The organism is Frankia alni ACN14a, from assembly GCF_000058485.1.
Classification (GTDB): Bacteria; Actinomycetota; Actinomycetes; order Frankiales; family Frankiaceae; genus Frankia; species Frankia alni.
Genome location: NC_008278.1, coordinates 2,764,945 through 2,786,519, shown reverse-complemented (window position 1 = coordinate 2,786,519; position 21,575 = coordinate 2,764,945). Strand labels below are relative to the sequence as shown.

Here is a 21,575-nt window from a genome sequence, read left to right as displayed (position 1 = left end):
CTGCCCTGACATCCACGCGTCACGGCACGATCATGAAAACTGACACAGCTGCCGGGGTGGCGACCCGGTCAGCAGGTGACCGGAGTACCGCCTCGCGGGGCGCGGCCGAACGATTCCGCGCCGATGAGGTCAAGCACCGCCCGGGCCTGGTCGACCAGATACATGTGGTCGCCCGGCAGCTCCGCGTAGCTGAATTCACCGGTGGTCGCCTTCTGCCATTCCTGGGCCTGTCCCGCGCTGACCAGGCCGTCCGAGCCTCCCCGAATCGAAAGAATGGGCACCGATACCGGTTCGTCGGTGCTCGGGACATAGTTCTCGTGCATCTCGCAGTCGGCCTGCAGGACGGGAAGAATCAGCTCGCGCATCTCGGGGTGGTCGAGCGCCTCGTGCCGGAAGCCCGCGAACTCCTCGACCCGCGCGAGGAACTCGTCGCCGTCCAGCCCGGTCGCGCGTTGCTCGCGCTGCGTCCACGGCCCCGGAGACCCACTGACGACGAGGCGCTCCACGTGCACGCCACGGGCACTCAGCAGGTGCACCAGCTCGTACGCGAGAACTGCGCCCAGACTGTGCCCGAACACCACGGTGCCGGCCTGGCCGCCGAGCGCCGCGGCGACGTCGTCCATCGACTTCCTGGCCGCCTCGACGACATTCCGAAAAGGCGGTTCCATAATACGCCTTTCCCGGCCGGGTAGTTCGACCGGAACCACTCGCCACCGGTCGGCGGTCAGCGCCCGCCACGGATGGAAAAAGGCAGGACCAGCGCCCGCGAACGGTACGCACAGCAGCGCGGACCGACCGGTTTCCGGCCCGGAGATGTCAGGTGCACTCACCTCGGTCAACCCCAATCAGAGTATGTGAACGGCTCGGCAAACCAGGTGTTCCGAACCATCTGTGGATCCGACGTCAGGTGCCGCTCGGCACCGCCGCGTCACTGCGTCAACTTGCCGGCGAGAACCTCGAAGATCTGGGCCACGGGCTTCGGCATGTGCAGGTCGTGGTGCGTGGCGTCGAGGTCATGCGATTCGATGGAACCGAGGACGTGCGGCCGCCACATCGGCCCCCAAGAACCCTCCGGCTTGTCCAGCTTCGCATTGAAGAAGATGACGTCCCCGCGGTAGACGGGCGAGGTGAACTCGGCCATCTTCGAGAGGTTGTTGGCCCCCACCTTCGACATGTTGGTCAGGAAGCTCTCCATGTTGTCGGTGTTCATGAACTGGCCGAAGATCTCTTCGACGTCCTCGCGGTAGGCCACCGGCTGGTAGCCGGCCAGCTGGTCGAACCCGCTCGCCGGCTGGGAGTCCAGGATGGCCACCAGGCCGACCTCGCAGCCGCGTCGGTCCAGCGCCTCCGCGACGGCATGCGCGAGCGGACCGCCGTAGGACCATCCGACCAGGTGGTAAGGACCCTCCGGCTGGATCGCGCGGATCTGGCTCAGGTAGTCCTCGACCATCTCCTCGACGGACCCCGCCACCTCGTCCGTGCCGTTGGAGCCGCGGGACTGCAGAGCGTAGGCCCGCCGGTCACGCAGGTACGGGGCGAACGTGAAGTACGCCCAGCCCAGCCCGCCGCCGCCGTGGAAGAACCACACCGGCGGCTTTCCCGTGCCGGGGTCACGGTTGAGCGGCAGCACGACCGCCAGCGAGTCGGCGTGGTCGTCAGGGATCCCGCCGATGAGCACCAGGGCGGCCAGTTCGGCCACGGTGGGGTACTGGATGACTGTCCGCAGCGGCATGTCGACCTCGAAGTGCCGGCGGATGCGGGCGCTGAGGCGGGTGGCCAGCAGCGAGTGCCCACCGAGCACGAAGAAGTCGTCGTCGATGCCGACCCGCTCTAGGCCCAGCAGCTCGCAGAACAGCGCGCAGAGCTTCTCCTCGTGGGAGTTGCGGGGTTCGCGGTGGCCCACCGTGGTGGTGTGGTCCAAAGGCAGCGCCCGCCGGTCGAGCTTGCCGCTGGGAGTCAGCGGAAGTTCCGAGAGCGGCACCACCGCGGCCGGGACCATGTAGTCCGGGAGGCGCTGCCGCAGGTACTCGGGAAGGGCTGCCAGCAGCGGGCCGATCGAGGTGGCCAGCGCCGGGGCGTTGACCTGGATCCGCCCGGTCAGGCTACTGAAGACGAACCCCTCGCAGTCGACCGGTCCCCGCGGCACCACGATCGCGTCGAAGGCCTGGACGGTCTCGCCCGACCAGGTGATGACCGCCCGCCAGCCGTGCCGCTGCGCGCAGGCGGCCAGCTCGTGCGGATCGACCGGCGCCCCACTGGGTACGGCCTCGTTCAGCACGCCGGCCGAGGTCGCCAGGGCGGCCTCCCGCACGAGTCGCGCGTTGGGAATTCCGGTCACCCGCACCGGGCCGCACGCCCGCGCGACATGATCGGCCAGGGCGGAGAGATCCGAAACCTGGTGACCCCACGGCACCGTCGGCACCTCGGCCAGGTCGAGCACGTCGACCGGTTCGGTGTGCAGGACGACCTCGTAGCGGTGCCGTGTCAGCTCGTTGTGGGCCTGTCCCGGCTTCAGGCGGATGTCCACCCGGACGGGCTGGTCCGCCGCCCACGCGACGAACCACTCCGGAGAGACCAGGAGCTCCCGCTCGGCGAGCAGTGCCTGCTCCACCAACGCCCGCACCTGCGCCGGTCCGGCGTTCGGCTGCGCGTGCTGCGCCACCGCGGTCTGCAGCAGGCGCAGCGTCGCCGCGTTGCGGACGTCGCCGAGGATCAGCCGACCGCCCGGCGCCAGCAGCGTCAGGGCCGCGCGCAGCACCTCGTCGAGGTACTCGGCGCTCGGGAAGTACTGCACGACCGAGTTGAGCACGACGGTGTCGAAACGGGCCCGCGGCAACCCGGAGAGGTCGTCGGCGGGCTGCGCGCTGAGCCGCACACGGTCGCCGTAGCCGGCCTGCTCGGCCTGCGCCCGGACCCGGTCGACGACCGTGGCCGAGATGTCGGTGCCCCAGTACTCCTCGACCTCGGGGACGATCCTGGCGAGCAGCAGACCGGTACCCACCCCGATCTCCAGTACCCGTCGCGGCGCGAACCGCAGCACCTGGGCCACCGCCGCGTCCTGCCACTGGAGCATCTGCTCGGTGGCGATCGGCGCACCGTCGTAGGTGGAGACCCACTGCTGGAAGTCCGCGCCGAGTTCCTCGTCGGCGGACTCGGCGTACGTGTCGTCGTAGACCTGACGCCACTCGTCGACCTGCGTGCCGGCGTCCGCCACGGCGGCGTTCCGATCGGGCACGACGTACCCCACCAGTCGCTTGTCGCCCTGCTGGTTCTCCCGCACCACGACCGCCGCCTGCGCCACACCGGGATGCGAGGTCAGGGCCTGTTCGATCTCACCGAGCTCGATACGGAACCCACGAACCTTCACCTGGAAATCCGACCGGCCCAGATACTCCACCTGCCCCGCCGAGTTCCACCGCACCACATCCCCGGTCCGGTACATGCGCTCACCCACACCACCGAACGGACACGCCACAAACCGACCCGCCGTCAAACCCACCTGACCCAGATAACCCCGCGCCAACCCCACGCCCGCCAGATACAACTCACCCGGCACACCCGGCGGCACCGGACGCAACCCCGCATCCAGCACATACACCCGCATATTCCAGATCGGCACCCCGATCGGCACCCGATCCGCACCCACCACATGCCGCCACGACGTCACCTCCACCGCCGCCTCCGTCGGCCCGTACAAATTGAACACACCACACCCCGGCAACACCTCCACCACCCGGTTCGCCAACCCCGCACCAAAAGCCTCCCCCGCCACCTCCACCCACCGCAGACTCACACACTCCCGCGCCGCCGGCTCCGCCACAAATGCCTCCAACAGCGACGGAACAAAATCAGCCCCCGTCACCCCCTCCCGACGCACCAAATCCACCAGATACCCCGGATCCCGCCGCCCATCCGGACGCGCCACCACCACAGCCGCACCCACCTGCAACGGCGCAAAGAACTCCGGCACCGACACATCAAAACTCGCCGACGTACTCAACAACACCCGATCATCCGGACCCACCCCGAAATACTCCACACCCCACGCCAACCGATTCATGATCGACCGATGCGACACCACCACACCCTTCGGCCCACCCGTCGACCCCGACGTATAAATCACATACGCCGCATGATCCGGCAACAACCTCCGCTCCGGCGCCACCACCGGATACCCCGACACATCCGGAAGCACCCCCTCCAACACAACCACCGGCGCCGCACCCGCCAACACCTGCCGAACCCGATCCACCGGCGCATCCACCTCCACCGGCACATACGCAGCCCCCGCCTTCACCACCGCATACACCGCCACCACCAAATCCACCGAACGAGGAACCCGAACCGCCACCACCCGATCCGGACCCGCACCCCGCTCCACCAACCAATGCGCCAACTGATTCGCCCGCCGATCCAACTCCCCATAACTCAACCGCACACCCTCACCAACAACCGCCACCCGATCCGGAGCCGACGCCACCCGCGCCTCAAACACGTCCGGCAACGTCCCCCCCACCACCCCACGACCCGTCTCATTAACCCCACCCACCAACCACTCCCACTCCCCAGCCCCCAGCACATCCACCGCACCCACCCGCACACCAGGATCAACAACCAACGCCTCCAACACCCGCACCAACCGAGCCGCGATCCCCTCCGCCGTCACCCGGTCGAAAAGCTGCGTCGAGTACTGCAGGTCGCCCCGCAGCACGCCGGTGTCGTCCATGGTCATGCTGAAGAACAGGTCGAACAGCGCGGTCGAGGTGAGATGCTGTTCGAACTCCACCCGCAGACCCGGCAGCTCGAGTTCCTGGCTGGCGAAGTTCTGCCAGGCGAACATGACCTGGAACAGCGGCTGGTACGCGGCCGAGCGGTCAGGATTGATGAGCTCGACCAGCATTTCGAACGGCACGTCCTGGTGTTCGTAACCCGCCAGCGCCTTCTCCCGTACCTGCGCGAGCAGGTCGGTAAACGACGGGTCGCCGGAGAGGTCCACCCGCAGCACGAGGGTGTTGACGAAGAAGCCGACCAGGTCGGCCAGCGCCTCGTCGGTGCGCCCGGCGATCGGACCGCCGATCGTCACGTCGTCCCCGGCGCCCAGCCTGGCCAGCAGCACCGCCAGCGCGGCCTGCATGACCATCGACATTGTCATGCCGCGCTCGTCGGCCAGTCGCTGGAGTCCGGCCGCGACCGTGGCGTCCACCCGGATGTCGACGGTGTCGCCCTCCGAGTTCCGCTCCACCGGCCGCGGGCGGTCCAGCGGCAGGTTCAGCGGCTGCGGCACCTCAGCCAGCTGCTGGCGCCAGTACTCGACCTGCGTCGCGGCGAGGCTGTCCGGATCCGCCGCGTCGCCGAGCAGCTCGCGCTGCCACAGCGCGTAGTCCTTGTACTGGACGGGCAGTGGCTCCCACCGCGGAGCCTGGCCACCCCGGCGGGCGGTGTAGGCGCGGGCGATGTCCCGGGCCAGCGGCGCGCCCGACACGCCGTCGGAGGCGATGTGGTGGATGACGAGGACCAGGACGTGTTCCTGTGGGGAGCAGCGAAACAGCTGGGCCCGCAGCGGGATCTCGACCGCCAGGTCGAAGCGGTGGGCGATGACCTCGTCGATGGCGTCGGCCAGGTCCTCGGGCGCCACGTCGACGGTCGGCACCCGCACCTCGGCCTCGGACAGCGGCAGGATGCACTGGCCGGGCTCGTCGTCGTCGTCCGTCACGTAGATGGTGCGCAGGATCTCGTGCCGGTCGACCACGTCACGGATCGCCGCGGCGAGGGCGTCGGCGTCCAGCGGACCGGTCAGCCGGAACGCCGGCGAGATGTTGTAGGTCTCCGCTCCCCCTTCCAGTTGGTGCGTGAGCCACATACGGCGTTGCGCAAACGACAGCGGAATCACTGCTCTCACTCCTCTACGGGCATTCTGCGGAGACCGGGGCGACGCGGCGCGGCCGATTCCTGCGACCAGGCGGCGAGCGCGGAGACCGTCGGCAGATCGAAGATCTTGCGGATGGGTAGCTCGATCCCCAGCTCGGCGCGGGCCCGGCCGATGAGCCGGGTGGCGAGCAGGGAGTGCCCGCCGAGCGCGAAGAAGCTGTCGTCGATGCCGACCCGCGGCACGCCGAGCACGTCGGCGAACACCCGTGCCAGGCCCTCCTCGCGGGCTGTCCGGGGTGCCCGGAACGCGGTGGCGGGCGTGAGGTCGGGTGCGGGCAGCGCCCTGTGGTCGAGCTTGCCGTTGGGCGACAGGGGCAGCCGGTCGAGCGGTACGTAGGCGCCGGGAATCATGTAGTCGGGCAGCCGCTCTCCCAGGTGGTCACGCAGCTCGGCGGGGCTCGGGACGGTCTTGCCGGGAGCGGGCACCAGGTAGGCGGTCAGCAGGTGGGTGTCGCCGGTGCGTCGAGCCACGACGGCGGCCTGGAGCAGGTGGGGATGCGCGGTCAGCGCGGCCTCGATCTCGCCCGGCTCGACGCGGTAGCCGCGGATCTTGACCTGAGTGTCGATACGGCCCATGTGGTGCAGGTCGCCGTCCGCCGTGAGCAGCGCGAGGTCACCGGTGCGGTACATCCTGGAGCCGGGCGGGCCGTAGGGGTCGGCGACGAACCGTTCCGCGGTCAGGGCGGGCCGGCGGTGGTAGCCACGACCGGCTCCGGCCAGGTAGAGCTCGCCCGCCGTGCCCGCAGGCAGCAGGGTGAGGCCCGGGCCGAGGATGTAGGCGCGCAGCCCGGGGAACGGGCCGCCGATGGGCACGCCGGTGGCGTACGACCGGCCCGGGTCGAGCAGATGTCCGGTGGCGTAGAAGGTCTCGCTGGGACCGTAGCTGTTGATGAGCCGGGCCGTCGGCCAGAGCTCGCGCACCCGCCGCACCAGAGCGGGGGTCAGCACCTCCCCGGAGATGTTGAGGGCCGTCGGCCGGACGCGACCGCCGAGCTGGTCGACGAGCTCGGCCAGCGCCGAAGGCACCAAGCAGATCACGTCGACGTCCCAGGTGTCGCGTTCGACCAGCGACAGCACGTCGCGCACGATCTCGACGCTGCCGCCTGTGGTGAGCGCGCAGAACAGCTCGAAGGTGGCGACGTCGAAGCCGACCGAGGCCGCGAGCAGCACCCGCTGTCCGAGTCGCATCCCGGCCTGCGTGGCCAGAGCCCGCACGGCGTTGACGACGGTGCGCTGGGTGATCCCCACGCCCTTGGGCACGCCAGTGGAGCCCGAGGTGTACACGACGTAGGCGAGGTTGTCGGGGCCGGCCGCCGGCCGGGCGCCGGTAGCCGGGACGGGGTCCGCGGCCGTCGGTTCGCGGTGCGTGTGCGCATCGTCGAGGACGAGGCGGGGGATCTCGGCGGAGGGCAACAGCGTGCGGGTGTCGGCGTCAACCACCACCAGGTGCGGCCGGGCGCCGTCGAGGATCTGCCGCAGCCGGCCGCTGGCGGCGTGACCGGGGTGGACGGGAAGGTAGGCGGCACCCGCCCGCAGCACGGCCAGCAGGGCCACGACCACGTTCGCGGTACGCGGAAGGATCACGACCACCACGGTCTCCGGCCCCACCCCGCGGTCGGTCAGCTCGCGGGCGAGCCGCCGGGCCCGCGCGTCCAGCTGGGCGTAGGTCAGCGTCTCGTCCCCGGCGACCAGGGCGATGGCGTCCGGGGTCCGCGCGACCTGCGCGTCGACGAGCTCGGTGAGGGTGGCGTCGCTGGCCACGGCACCCGGCTCGTCGAACCAGGTCAGCAGCCGTTCGCGTTCGTCCGGCGCGAGGGTGTCGACCTGGGCGACCAGCAGGTCCGGGGTGCTCGCCAGCTGCCGCAGGAGGCGGCCGAGCCGGGCCGCGTAGCCCCGCACCGTCGCCTCGTCGAAGGCGCTGCGCGCGTACTGCAGGACCAGCTGCAGCTCCGGGTCGGCCGCCGCCAGCAGGCACAGCGGGTAGTGGTTGCCGGCGAAGGGCTGCAGGCCGGTGAAGGCGATGCCGTCCGCGGCTTCCGTGGCGGCGTCGAGGGCGTCCCGGTCGATCGGATACGACTCGAAGACGACCAGGGTGTCGAACAGCGACTGCAGGCCGACCGACCGCGTGATCTCCGTCAGGCCGTGATGGTGGTGCTCGGCCAGGGCGGCCTGCCGGCGCGCGAGTCGGGTGAACACCTCGGCGAGGGATTCCCCGGGTGCGAACCGGACCCGCACGGGCACGGTGTTGATGAACATCCCGACCATCGACTCGACCTGCGACAGCTCGGGCGGGCGCCCGGAGACGGTGGCGCCGAACACCACGTCCTGGCTGTCGGTGAGCTGGCCGAGCAGGAGCGCCCAGGCGCCCTGGACCAGGCTGTTGAGGGTGATGCCCCAGGTGGCGGCGAGGCGACGCAGGGCGTGCGCGTCGTCGTCGGCCAGCTCGACGTCGATCTCGTCCCGGGCGCCGTCGTCGTCCGCCCCGCCCGCCACGCCCGCCGTCTCGTCCGACGTGTCGGCGGCGGACTCGGGCGCGAGCAGCGTCGGCGTCTCGAACCCGTCGAACTCCGCCGCCCACTCCCGGGCCGCGCTCTGCGCGTCCTGCCGACCGAGCCAGGCATAGAAGTCGCCCTGGTCGCGGGTGGCGGGCAACGCCGACGGGTCGCCGTCGGCGGCGTAGAGCAGCAGCAGGTCCCGCATGAGCAGGGGGGTCGACCAGCCGTCGTACAGGACGTGGTGGGCGGTCAGCACGAGCTCGGGTCGCTCCGGGTCGAGGACCGCGAGCGCCAGCCGGAACAGCGGCGGGTCATCCGCGTCGAAGTGGGTGGTCTGGTCCTGCGCCAGGAAGCGCGCGAACGTCTCCTTCTGGCTCGCCGGGTCGGCCTCGGTCAGGTCGAGGTACTGCCAGGGCAGCACCACCGTCTCCGGCACGACCTGCACGACGTCGCCGTCCGGCCGCCGGACGAACGCCGCGCGCAGGCTCGGATGGCGGTCCAGCAGCGCCTGCCCGGCCCGGTGCATCCGCGCCGGGTCGACCTTGCCGGCCAGGTGGAACACCAGCTGGATGTGGTACGGGTCGAACGACCCGCCGGCCAGGAGAACGTGGAAGAGAATCCCCGACTGTGCCGGGGTCACCGGCCACACCGCGGCCAGCCGGCCGAAGCGGCTCTCCCAGGTGTCGATCTCCCGCTGGTCCAGGCTGACCAGAGGCACGTCCGTCGGCGTCAGCCCACCCGCGTCGGGGGTCGCGGCGTGCCGAGCCAGGGCGCCCAGCGCGTCCACCCACAGCCCGGCGAGCTCGGTCACCTCGTCCCGGGAGAGCACGCCGGTGGGGAAGCCGAAGTAGGCCGTCAGTTCACTGCCGGCGGGGGTGGTGGTCGCCACCGCGTTGATCTCCAACGCGGACAGCACCGGCATGTCCCCGTCGGGCGCGGCGATCAGGTCGGGGTGGGTCGTGTCCGGTGACCAGCCCAGGGAGCGCAGGTCCGCGGGGACGTCCGCGGCGGAGGTCCGGCCCAGGTAGTTGAAGCCGATCTGCGGTTCGGGCTCCCCCGCCAGCACGGCGGCCGTGTCGGGGTTGAGGTGGCGCAGCAGGCCGTAACCGATTCCGCCTGCGGGCACCGCGCGTACCTGCTCCTTGACCGCCTTGATCGCCGCGCCGGCGGCCGGGCCGCCGGCGAGGGCCTGCGCGACGTCGATGCCGGCGAGGTCGAGGCGCACCGGGTACATCGCGGTGAACCAGCCGATCGTGCTGGCCAGGTCCGCGCCCGGCACCATCTGCTCGTCGCGGCCGTGCCCCTCGAGACGGACCAGCGTCGAGGACGCGGCGACGCCCCGAGACCGGCGCCAGCAAGCCAGCGCCAGGGCCAACCCGGCGAGCAGGCCGTCGTCGACGCCGCCGCGGAAGAGCGTGGGCACCGTGGTCAGCAGGACTTCCGTCACCGCTGCCGGTATCTGGACCCGCACCGTGTCGACGGTGGCGGCGACATCGCGGGCCCGGTCCAGCTCCCGCGCACCGAGCGTCGGTTCGTTCCCGCGCGCCACGGCCTGCCACGCCGGCAGTTCCGCCACCCGCCGCGCGGTGGCCGCCTCGTCGACCAGCGCGTGCGCCCACCGGCGCACGGAGGTACCCACCGCGGTCGCGGCCGGGGCGCGGCCGTCCCGAACCCGCTGCCAGGCAGCGGCCAGGTCCGGGAGCAGGATGCGCCACGACACGCCGTCGACGACGAGATGGTGCAGCACGATCAGCAACCGGTCCGCGTGCGCCTCCGCGTGCGCGTCGGCGTCTGCGGTGAACCACACAAACTGCGCCATGACGCCGTTCTCCGGGTCCAGCCGGCCGGCGGCTGCGTCCAGCTCGGCCGCCGCCTCGGCGTCGCCGGGGACCTCCCTCAGCAGGGCGTCGACGTCGACGCTGTCCGCGGGCTCGATCCACAGACCCGGCCGGACCCGATCCAGGCGGGCACGTAGCACGTCGTGCCGCTGGACGACCGCCCGCAGGGTCGCGACCAGACTCGCGCGGTTCACGCCCGCGGGCATCCGCACCAGGCCGGACATGCAGAACCGGCTGATGCTGCTGCCGAGGGCGAGGACGTGCGCGGCGGTCGGCTGCAGCGGCGCCCACCCGATGCCGCCGCCCGGCAGCTCCGCGAGCGTCGGACGCTCCTGCTCCGCCCGTCCCTCGACCAGCTCCGCAAGCCGGGCGACCGTGCGGTTGTCGAAGATCTCCCGGGTGGTGATCTCGACGCCGCGGGCCCGCGCCCGGGCGACCACCTGGATGGAGCGGATGCTGTCCCCGCCGCTGGCGAAGAAGTCGTCATCCACGCCGATCCGCTCGGTGTCGAGCACTTCGGCGTACACCTGGGCCAGCACCTGTTCCGCCGCGCCGCGGGGCGCGCGGTACTCGGCGCCGGCGAACTCCGGCTCCGGCAGCGCCGCCCGGTCCAGCTTTCCGTTCGCGGTCAGCGGCAGCCGGTCCAGCACGACGAACAGCGCGGGGACCAGGTAGTCCGGCAGGCGCTCGGCCACGAACCGCCGCAGCTCCGCCGCCGACGCGCCGGCCCACAGGTCGCCGTTGCCGGCCGCGTTCCCAGCGTCGGCGCCGGCGTCCGCGCCGGTGGTGGTGCCGACCGGCGTCAGGTAGCCGACGAGCCGTCGGGTGCCGGCGGCGTCCTCGCGTACGGCCACCGCCGCGCGGCCGACCGCGGGATGCCGGGCGAGCACGGCCTCGATCTCGGTCGGCTCGATCCGGATGCCGTTGACCTTCGTCTGGGTGTCGGCACGCCCCGCGTACGTCAGCTGGCCCTCGCGGTCCCACCGGGCCAGGTCGCCGGTGCGGTACATGCGGGCGCCGGCCGGGCCGAAGGGACAGGGCACGAAACGCGCCGCGGTCGCGGCGGCGGCGCGGTGGTAGCCGCGGGCGAGAAGACCACCGACGTACAGCTCGCCCGTCACGCCGGGCGGCACGGGTGCCAGTTCCGGGCCCAGGACGTAGGCGCGCATGCCGGCGAGCGCCCGCCCGACCGGCGTCGCCTCGCCCTCGGCCAGGTCGGGTAGCAGCGACGGGTGGTCCGGGAGCGTGTACGTCGTGGCGTAGAAGCTCTCGGTCTGCCCGTAGGCGTTGACGACCCGGGCCTGCGGCAGAACCTCCTGCAGCCGTCGGACCAGGTCGGTCGACAGCGGTTCCCCGGCGAACACCACGGTCTGCACGTCGAGCCGGCGGGCTGGCCGACCGTCGGCGGCGAGCTGCTCCAGCAGGACCGAGAACACCGTCGGCACCGCGCTGACGGTGCTGCCCGACCAGTTGTCGCGTTCGGCGAGTTCGAGCACGTCGCGGACGATCTCGATGCTCGCGCCCGCGGCGAGCGCGGTGAACACCTCGAACACGGAGACGTCGAAGCTCACCGAGGTCGCGGCGAGCATGCGTGAGCCGGGGCCGACCCCCACCGCCCGGCGCAGCTCCCGCACCCCGTTGACCACACTGGCGTGCGTCACGGCGACGCCGCGGGGAGTGCCGGTTGACCCCGACGTGAACATCACGTAGGCCAGGTTCTCCGGCTGTGGGTGCGGGCCCTGGGCCGCGGCGCCGGCCTCGGCGAAGCCCGGCTCGTCCAGCCGCAGCTCGTCCAGCCGCAGCTCCGGCAGGCCGTGGGCCGGCAGGTCCGCCGCCCCGGCGCCGCTCGTCAGCACCATCGCGGGCTCGCCCGCCGTCAGCAGGAGCTCGATGCGCGCGGCCGGGTAGGCGGGGTCGATCGGCAGGTACGCCCCGCCGGCCCTCAGCACGCCCAGCAGCGCCACCACCAGGTCCGCCGAGCGCGGCAACGCCACGGCGACCAGGACGTCCGGCCCGATCCCCCGCTCGCGCAGAACCGAGGCCAGCCGGCTGGCACGCACGTCCAGCTCGCGGTAGGTCAGCATGGTGTCGCCGGCCACCACCGCGGTCGCGTCCGGTGTCCGCAACGCCTGGGCCCGCAGCAGTTCCGGCACCGTCGACGCGGCTCCCTCGCGGGCCGGCTCGTCGCTCGCGACCAGCAGGTCCCGCTCGGCGTCGGTGAGCACGCTCACCCCACCCACGCGCACTGCGGGATCCGCGACCACCTGTCGCAGCACGCGTACGAAGCGGTTCGCGATGGCCTGGGCGGTGGCGTGGTCGAACAGCTCCGCCGCGTACTCCAACCGCCCGTGCGCGCCCCCGGTCGCATGCGGAACGATGTTGAAGAACAGATCGAACTTGGCGGTGCCGGTACCGGTCGGGACCGGTGTGACCCGCAGGCCGGGCATCTCGATGCCCGGCCACACGAACTGCCAGGCCAGCATCACCTGGAACAGCGGGGAGTAGGCGGTGGAGCGGTCCGGGTTGAGCAGTTCGACCAGCCGCTCGAACGGATAGTCCTGGTTGTCGTAGGCGGCGAGAGCCCGGGTCCGGACCTGGTCCAGCACCTCGCCGAACGCCGGATTGCGCGACAGGTCGGCACGCAGCACCCAGGTGTTGGCGAAGAACCCGATCAGATCACCGAGCTGCTCGTCGGCACGGCCCTCGATCGGACTGCCGATCGTCAGATTGTTGCCGGCGCCGAGGTGGTGCAGCAGCACGGCGAGCGCCGCCTGGGCGAGCATCGGCGGGGTCGCGCCGTGTTCCGCGGCGAGCTTGCCGAGCCCGGTGAGCAGCTCGGGCTCCAGCTCGAAGGACACGTGACCGCCGCGATGGCTGGCCGCCGTCGGTCGCGGCCGGTCGAGCGGCAGCACCACGGGCTGCGGTGCCCCGGCCAGTTCCTCCCGCCAGTAGGCCAGCTGCGCCGCGGCGATGCTGTCGGGGTCCGCCTCGTCCCCCAGCAGCTGCCGCTGCCACAGCGTGTAGTCCTTGTACTGCACCGGAAGTGGCGTCCAGCCCGGCGCGTCCCCGCGCTGACGGGCGGAGTACGCGCGGACCAGATCCTGCATGAACGGCGCCATCGAGGCCCCGTCCGCCGCGATGTGATGGAACACGAACACCAGCACGTGGTGCTGGGCGGCGACCCGGAGCAGCACCGCCCGCAGGGGAAGGTCCGTGTCGAGGTCGAAACCCTCGCACGCGACCCCGTGGATCGCGGCGTCCACCGCGTCCGCGGCGACGTCCACCACCCGGACCGTCAGCCCGGCCTGCTCCGGCGGCAGCACCCGCTGCTCCGGTGCGCCGTCGGCGCTCTCCACGATCAGAGTGCGCAGGCTCTCGTGCCGGGCGACAACGTCCGTCACCGCCGCGGACAGGGCGGGCAGATCCAGTGACCCGTCCAGCCGAAGCACGAACGGGATGTTGTAGGTGGCGGAAGGGCCTTCAAGTCGGTGGAGAAACCAAAGCCGTCGCTGAGCAAAGGACAACGGAATCATCGACGTTACTCCTGTACGGTAAGCTGGCGCAGCCGGGGGCGCTTCGACGTGGCCAGGTCCTCGATGCGCGTCGCCAGCTCGGCGACGGTCGGATTGTTGAAGACCATGGTGACCTTGACGTCGACATTGAGTTCGTTGCGAATGCGACCGATCAGTTTGGTGGCGAGCAGTGAATATCCGCCCTGGCTGAAGAAATCGGCGTCGATACCTATCTCGGCCACGCCGAGGAGCTCCGCGAACAGCCGGCAGAGGACTTCCTCGTTGTGGTTGCGGGGTCCCCGGCCGACGGCGGCCTCGGACTGGTCGGGTGCGGGCAGCGCCGCACGGTCGACCTTGCCGCTCGGTGTCGTCGGGAACTCCGTGAGCGGCACGATCACTGACGGGACCATGTACTCCGGCAGCTGCCGGCGGAGCCGGTCGGTCACCTCCTCGATGTCGGGCTGGCCGACGGACGCCTGGTCCTCCGCCACCACGTAGGCGACCAGGCGTTGGTTACCGGCCTGGTCCTCCCGGACGATGGCCACCGCACCGCCGATGCCCGGCTGCGAGGTCAGGGCCTGTTCGATCTCACCGAGCTCGATACGGAACCCACGAACCTTCACCTGGAAATCCGACCGGCCCAGATACTCCACCTGCCCCGCCGAGTTCCACCGCACCACATCCCCGGTCCGGTACATGCGCTCACCCACACCACCGAACGGACACGCCACAAACCGACCCGCCGTCAAACCCACCTGACCCAGATAACCCCGCGCCAACCCCACGCCCGCCAGATACAACTCACCCGGCACACCCGGCGGCACCGGACGCAACCCCGCATCCAGCACATACACCCGCATATTCCAGATCGGCACCCCGATCGGCACCCGATCCGCACCCACCACATGCCGCCACGACGTCACCTCCACCGCCGCCTCCGTCGGCCCGTACAAATTGAACACACCACACCCCGGCAACACCTCCACCACCCGGTTCGCCAACCCCGCACCAAAAGCCTCCCCCGCCACCTCCACCCACCGCAGACTCACACACTCCCGCGCCGCCGGCTCCGCCACAAATGCCTCCAACAGCGACGGAACAAAATCAGCCCCCGTCACCCCCTCCCGACGCACCAAATCCACCAGATACCCCGGATCCCGCCGCCCATCCGGACGCGCCACCACCACAGCCGCACCCACCTGCAACGGCGCAAAGAACTCCGGCACCGACACATCAAAACTCGCCGACGTACTCAACAACACCCGATCATCCGGACCCACCCCGAAATACTCCACACCCCACGCCAACCGATTCATGATCGACCGATGCGACACCACCACACCCTTCGGCCCACCCGTCGACCCCGACGTATAAATCACATACGCCGCATGATCCGGCAACAACCTCCGCTCCGGCGCCACCACCGGATACCCCGACACATCCGGAAGCACCCCCTCCAACACAACCACCGGCGCCGCACCCGCCAACACCTGCCGAACCCGATCCACCGGCGCATCCACCTCCACCGGCACATACGCAGCCCCCGCCTTCACCACCGCATACACCGCCACCACCAAATCCACCGAACGAGGAACCCGAACCGCCACCACCCGATCCGGACCCGCACCCCGCTCCACCAACCAATGCGCCAACTGATTCGCCCGCCGATCCAACTCCCCATAACTCAACCGCACACCCTCACCAACAACCGCCACCCGATCCGGAGCCGACGCCACCCGCGCCTCAAACACGTCCGGCAACGTCCCCCCCACCACCCCACGACCCGTCTCATTAACCCCACCCACCAACCACTCCCACTCCCCAGCCCCCAGCACATCCACCGCACCCACCCGCACACCAGGATCAACAACCAACGCCTCCAACACCCGCACCAACCGAGCCGCGATCCCCTCCGCCGTCACCCGGTCGTAGAGGTGGTTCTGGTAGTCCAGGGAAAGGCGCAGATAGGGGTCGGCGGAATTGAGGGTGAGCGGATAGTGGGAGCCCGCGAACGGCCGGATGCCGTCAATCGTGAATCCGGCGGCGTCGTTCGCCTCGACGAGACCCTCGCGGTCGATCGGGAAGGACTCGAACACCACGATCGTGTCGAACAGCGCCGGCAGCCCGACACCCCGCTGGATGTCGGCGAGCCCGTAGTGATGGTGGTCGAGCAGCGCGGTCTGCCGCTGCTGCAGCTCGATGACGACGTCGGCCAGGCTGAGGTCCGGCCGGCACAGCACCCTGACCGGCAGGGTGTTGATGAACAGGCCGACCATCGCGTCCGAGCCCGGCAGGTCCGCGGGGCGACCGTTGACGGCGGCGCCGAACACGACGTCCTTCTGCCCGGTCAGTTTCGACAGCAGAACCGCCCAGGCAGCCTGCAGCAGCGTGTTCAGCGTGACCCCGAGTTCCGCGGCGCGCTTGGCCAGCTCGCGACCCTTGTCGATCGACAGCGGAACCTCGACCCGACCCAGCGCGGACGGCGTCTCCCGCGTGGGGGTGTGGGCGGCCACCAGGGTCGGCTGGTCGAGGTCGGCGAGCTCCGCAGCCCAGACCGTGGCGGAGGCCTGCCGGTCCTGCGCGGACAGCCAGGCCAGGTAGTCGCCGTAGTCGCGGGCCGGGGGCAGGTCCCGCGCACCCGCGTAGAGCCGGATCAGGTCCTCGATCACCAGCGGTGAGGACCAGCCGTCGAACAGGGCGTGGTGCGCCGTGATGACCAGCTTCGCCCGCTGCGGCCCGGTGGTGAGCAGCGCCAGCCGGGTCAGGGGCGGACGGGTCGGAGCCAGCCGGTCGGCGCGGTCCTCGGCGAGGTAGCGCTCGAGCGCCGCCTCCTGCTCGGCGTCGGTGCGGCCGGTCAGGTCGAGGTGCTGCCAGGGCATGTCGACGTGCTCCGGCACCACCTGTACCGGGTCGCCGCCGGCCCCGGTGACGAAGGCCGCGCGCAGGTTCGGGTGGCGCTCCAGGAGAGCCTGCCCGGCCCCGCGCATGCGCGCCGGGTCGACGTGTCCGGAAAGGTGCAGCACGAACTGCATGTGGTAGACGTCGAAGGAGCCCTCGGCGAGCTCCGCCTGGAAGAGGATCCCGGACTGCGCCGGCGGCAACGGCCAGACCCCGGCGAGCCGGCCGTAACGTGCCTCCCAGGTCTCCAGATCGTCCTGGCGCACCGCGACCAGCGGGGTGTCGGACGGCGTCAGCCCGCCCACCCGGGGGCCGGCGGCGTACGCGGCCATGCCGCGCAGCACCTCGACCCACAGCTGCGCCAGCTCGGCGACCCGTTCCCGGGACAGCAGCCCGGTGGGGAACATGAGCACGGCCTGCAACTGGCTGCCCTCGGCGGCGTCCGTGGCGACCGCGTTGACCTCCAGCGCGGACAGCGCCGGCAGGTCCGGATCCGGCTGCGGGACCAGCTCGGTGGACCAGGACGCCGGCCCCCAGCCGACTGCCCGCAGGTGCTCGGGCACGTCGGCGTCGGAGATGCGGCCCAGGTAGTTGAACCCGATCTGCGGCGCCGGACGGTTGGCGAGCGCCGCGGCGGTGTCCGGGTTCAGATACCGCAGCAGGCCGAATCCCACCCCCCGGTCCGGAATGGCCCGCAGCTGCTCCTTCACCAGCTTGATCGCCCTGCCGGCGGTGGCACCACCCGCGAGCACGTCGGCCAGGTCCAGCCCGCGCACGTCGACCCGGGCCGGGTACATGCTGGTGAACCAGCCGACGGTCCGGGAAAGGTCCGCCCCGGGCACCACGCTCTCCTCGCGGCCATGCCCCTCGAGCCGGACCAGCGTCGCGCGCTGCGCGCCGCGCCACCTGTCCACCGCGAGGGCGAGCGCCGCCAGCAGCACGTCGGTCCCGGTGCCCCGGAACGTCGCCGGCAGGGTGGTCAGAACCGCCTCGGTCACCTCCGGGGACAGCCGCACCCGCACGCTGTCGACCGTGGCCATCACGTCCACGGCCGGGTCGAACGCCCGCGCGCCGAGCGGGGGGTTCGGCACGGCGAGCACGTCCTGCCAGTGGGCGAGTTCCGCCGCGCGCGCCGGGCGCAGCGCCTCGGCCTGCAGCGCCGACAGCCAGCGGCGGGCGGACGTCCCGACCGGGGGCAGGGCGGACGTGCCGCCGCGACGCGACTGCTGCCAGCTCTCGGCGAGGTCGGACATCAGGATGCGCCACGACACCCCGTCCACCACGAGGTGGTGCAGCACCACGAGCAGCCGACCCGCACCCGACGCCGCGGTGAACCAGACGAAGGCGGCCATGATCCCGGCCCGCGGGTCGAGCCGCCCGACCGCGTCGTCCAGCTCGGCCTTCGCCACCGCCAGCAGCGCCGGCTCGTCCCACCGGCCGTCGCAGGCAACCCGGTGGATCAGATCCGCCGCCCGCGCGGTGCCGGTCGCCGGCACGACGAGGGTCGGGTCGTCGTCACCGATCAGCCGCGCGCGCAGCAGGTCGTGCCGGTTGAGCACGGCGTCCAGCGTCGTGGCCAGTTCACTCGCGTCGATGTCGGCGGGCAGTTCCAGCGCCATCGCCATGGCGAAGCGATTCATCCCACCGCCGTGGCCGAAGACATGCCGCGCCACCGGCGGCAGCGGCATCGGTCCGATCCCGCCGCCCGGCTCCTCCGCGAGCACGGGCACCCGCGCTCCGCGGACCCGGGCCGTCTCCGCGAGTCTGGCCGCCGTCCGGGCCTCGAAGATCTCCCGCGTGGTGACCTCCAGGCCGCGGGCGCGGGCCCGCGCCACCACCTGGATCGACCGCAGGCTGTCACCGCCCGCCGCGAAGAAGTCGTCGTCGATACCAACCCGCTCCACGCCGAGCACGTCCGCGTAGGCCGCGGCGATGATCCCCTCCGCCTCGGTGCGCGGCGCGCGGTAGGCCTCCTCCACGAACTCCGGCTCCGGCAGGGCCGAGCGGTCGAGCTTGCCGGTCGGGCCGTACGGCAGCTCGCCCACGACCACGAACGCCGAGGGCACCATGTAGTCGGGCAGCCGGGCGGCGAGGAAGCGCCGCAGTTCCGCCGCCGACGCCCCGGACTGCATGTCCACGTCGCCGATACCGCCCGCGCCGTCGTCACCGACGGCACCCTCGCCGGTGTGCACCACGTACGCGACCAGCCGCCGGCCACCCGAGGGCGCCTCCCGGCCGACCACCACCGCCCGGCTGATGCCCAGGTGCAGCTCGCACACGGCCTCGACCTCGGCCGTCTCGATACGGAAGCCGCGTACCTTCACCTGACCATCGCCGCGACCGACGCACTCCAGCCGGCCGTCGGCGTCGCGACGCGCCAGGTCACCCGTGCGGTACATGCGCTCGCCCGGGTGACACCACGGGTTCGCCACGAACCGCACGGCGGTCAGGCCCGGCTGGCCGTGGTAGCCGCGGCCGAGGCAGCGTCCCGCCACGTACAGTTCACCGACCACGCCCGGCGGGACCGGAGCCAGTCCCGGGCCCAGCACGTAGGCACGCATGTTTCCCAGCGGGGTGCCGATCGGCGCGACCTCGGCCTGGGGCGACGGCTCGGACGCCGCGAGGGAGAACGTCGTGGCGTAGAAGCTCTCGCTCTGCCCGTAGCAGTTCACGATCCGGGCGTCGGGAAGGGCCTCGCGTACCTGCCGGACCAGCCGGGTCGGCAGCAGGTCGCCGGCGAGGACCACCGAACGCACGCCAGACGTGCTCGGCAGGTGGTCGACCAGTTCCCCGAGCACCGACGGGACCGCGCTGATCACCTGGCCGTGCCAGCCCTCGCGCTCGCCCAGGACCAGGGCGCTCGGTACGACCTCGGCCGTGCCGCCGGTGGACAGGGCGGTCAGCAGCTCGAAGACCGAGACGTCGAAGTTCACCGAGGTGCCGGCCAGCATCCGCCAGCCGGCGGACGGGCTGAGCACGCGGGCCAGTTCCCGCACCCCGTTGACGACACTGCGGTGGGTGATGGCCACCGCCTTCGGCCTGCCCGTGGAACCGGACGTGTACATCACGTACGCCAGGTTGTCCGGGCCGAGCGGCGGGACGCGGCCCGCGCCGTCCGCACCGTCACCGCGGGAGTCCCAGCCGTCGCGGTCGTCGAGGGTGAGGACCGAGAGGTCGTTGGGCGGCAGGGCCTGCCAGGTCGCGACGTCGGTGACCGCGAACCGGGCGGCGGCATCGGACAGCACGACGTCGACGCGTCCGGTCAGGTACTTCGGGTCCAGCGGCAGGTATCCGGCGCCGGACTTGAGGATGCCGAGCAGGCCGACCACCAGGTCCTCGGTGCGCGGCAGCGCCAGGATCACCAGGTCCTCCGGCCCGGCGCCGCGCCGGACGAGCTCACGGGCGACGCGGGTGGCGCGCTCGTCCAGCTGCCGGTAGGTCAGGGTCCGCTCCTCGCACACGACCGCCGCGGCGTCGGGGGTCCGGGCCACCTGCGCCTCGAACAGCGCCGGGATCGTGAGGTCGCGAGCCGCGTCGGCGCTGTCGTCGAGCCCGGCACGCAGTTGCTCCCACTCGGTCTCGTGGAGCACGTCGATGCCGCCGATCCGGCGGCGCGGGTCGGCGGTGAGCTCACGCAGCACCCGGACGAACCGGCTCGCGAGATCCTCGACCGTCTCCCGGTCGAACAGGTCCGTCGAGTACTCCAGGCGGCAGCCCGCCCCGCCCTCGGCGTTCGGGATCATGTTGAAGAACAGGTCGAACTTCGCCGTCGCGGTCTCGAGCGTCTCGTTCGTGACGTCCAGGCCGGCGAACTCCAGCCGGCCCAGCGGCTCCTGCCAGGCGAGCATCACCTGGAAGAGCGGGTGGTAGGCGGTGGAGCGGTCCGGGTTGAGCAGCTCCACCAGCCGCTCGAAGGGCATGTCCTGGTTGTCGTAGGCGGCCAGCGCCCGCTCCCGCACACGCTGGAGCAGCTGGTGGAAGGTCGGATTCCCGGACAGGTCGACGCGCAGCACCCAGGTGTTGACGAAGAAGCCGACGAGGTCCCGCAGCTCCTCGTCGGTGCGCCCCGCGATCGGCGCGCCCAGGGGCACGTCGTCGCCGCATCCCAGGTGGTACAAAAGCACAGCCAGCGCCGACTGCATCACCATCGACACCGTGGTGTCCTGCTCGGCCGCCAGCGTCTCCACCAGGCGGGTCAGGCCGGCGTCGAGGGAGAACTCGACCAGTCCACCCCGGGACGTCATCGACCGGGGACGCGCCCGATCCGTCGGGATGGCCAGCGGCTGGGCGAGATCGGCCAGGGCCTCGCGCCAGTAGGCAAGCTGCCGGGCCGCCAGACTGTCCGGGTCGGACTCGTCGCCGAGCACGTCCCGCTGCCACAGCGCATAGTCCGCGTACTGCACCGGAAGCGGCTCCCACGCGGGGGCCGCGCCCTGCCGGCGGGCTGCGTAGGCGGTGGTGAGGTCGCGCAGCAGCGGCCCGAGGGACTCCCCGTCCAGCGCAATGTGGTGCACCACCAGCACGAGCGTGTGCTCGCGCGGTCCGCACCGCAGCAGCTTCGCGCGGATCGGGGCGTCGGCGGCCAGGTCGAAGTGCGCGGTGGCCACCTGTTCGACCGCCGCCGCCCGCTGCTGTTCGGTGACCTCGGCGACGGGCAGGTCGAACCGGTTCTCGCCGGGGGAAAGGATCCTCTGGTGCGGCACGCCGTCGTCGCCCTCGACGATCACCGTACGGAGAACCTCGTGCCGGTCGATGACATCCCGCAGCGCCGCCTGCAGCGCATCCGCGTTCAGGTCACCAGTCAGTCGGAGGGCAAAAGCGCCGTTGTAGGTCGCCGACGGTCCTTCGAACCGGTCCACGAACCACAGCCGACGCTGCGCGAACGACAACGGGATCATCGTGTC

At 71.5% G+C, this 21,575-nt stretch carries 4 protein-coding genes; all 4 read right to left on the bottom strand.

The window, feature by feature from the left end:
- Positions 1-68: 68 nt before the first annotated feature.
- The 4 genes from FRAAL_RS11140 to FRAAL_RS11125 all read right to left on the bottom strand — a co-directional run bounded on the left by FRAAL_RS11140 (position 69) and on the right by FRAAL_RS11125 (position 21,569).
- Positions 69-830, bottom strand: a complete 762-nt coding sequence (locus FRAAL_RS11140; RefSeq protein WP_231861698.1) for a thioesterase II family protein — start codon at positions 828-830, stop codon at positions 69-71.
- Positions 831-928: 98 nt separating this feature from the next.
- Positions 929-5,890: a non-ribosomal peptide synthetase gene (locus tag FRAAL_RS11135; RefSeq protein ID WP_041939152.1), complete on the bottom strand. Its 4,962-nt coding sequence runs from the start codon at positions 5,888-5,890 to the stop codon at positions 929-931.
- Positions 5,891-5,895: 5 nt separating this feature from the next.
- Positions 5,896-13,794 carry a non-ribosomal peptide synthetase gene (locus tag FRAAL_RS11130; protein WP_011603703.1) on the bottom strand — a complete coding sequence of 2,633 codons (7,899 nt, stop codon included), beginning with the start codon at positions 13,792-13,794 and terminating at the stop codon, positions 5,896-5,898.
- A gap of 5 nt (positions 13,795-13,799) precedes the next feature.
- A complete protein-coding gene (locus tag FRAAL_RS11125; protein ID WP_041939151.1) occupies positions 13,800-21,569 on the bottom strand; it encodes a non-ribosomal peptide synthetase in 7,770 nt (2,589 codons plus the stop codon).
- Positions 21,570-21,575: the final 6 nt, after the last annotated feature.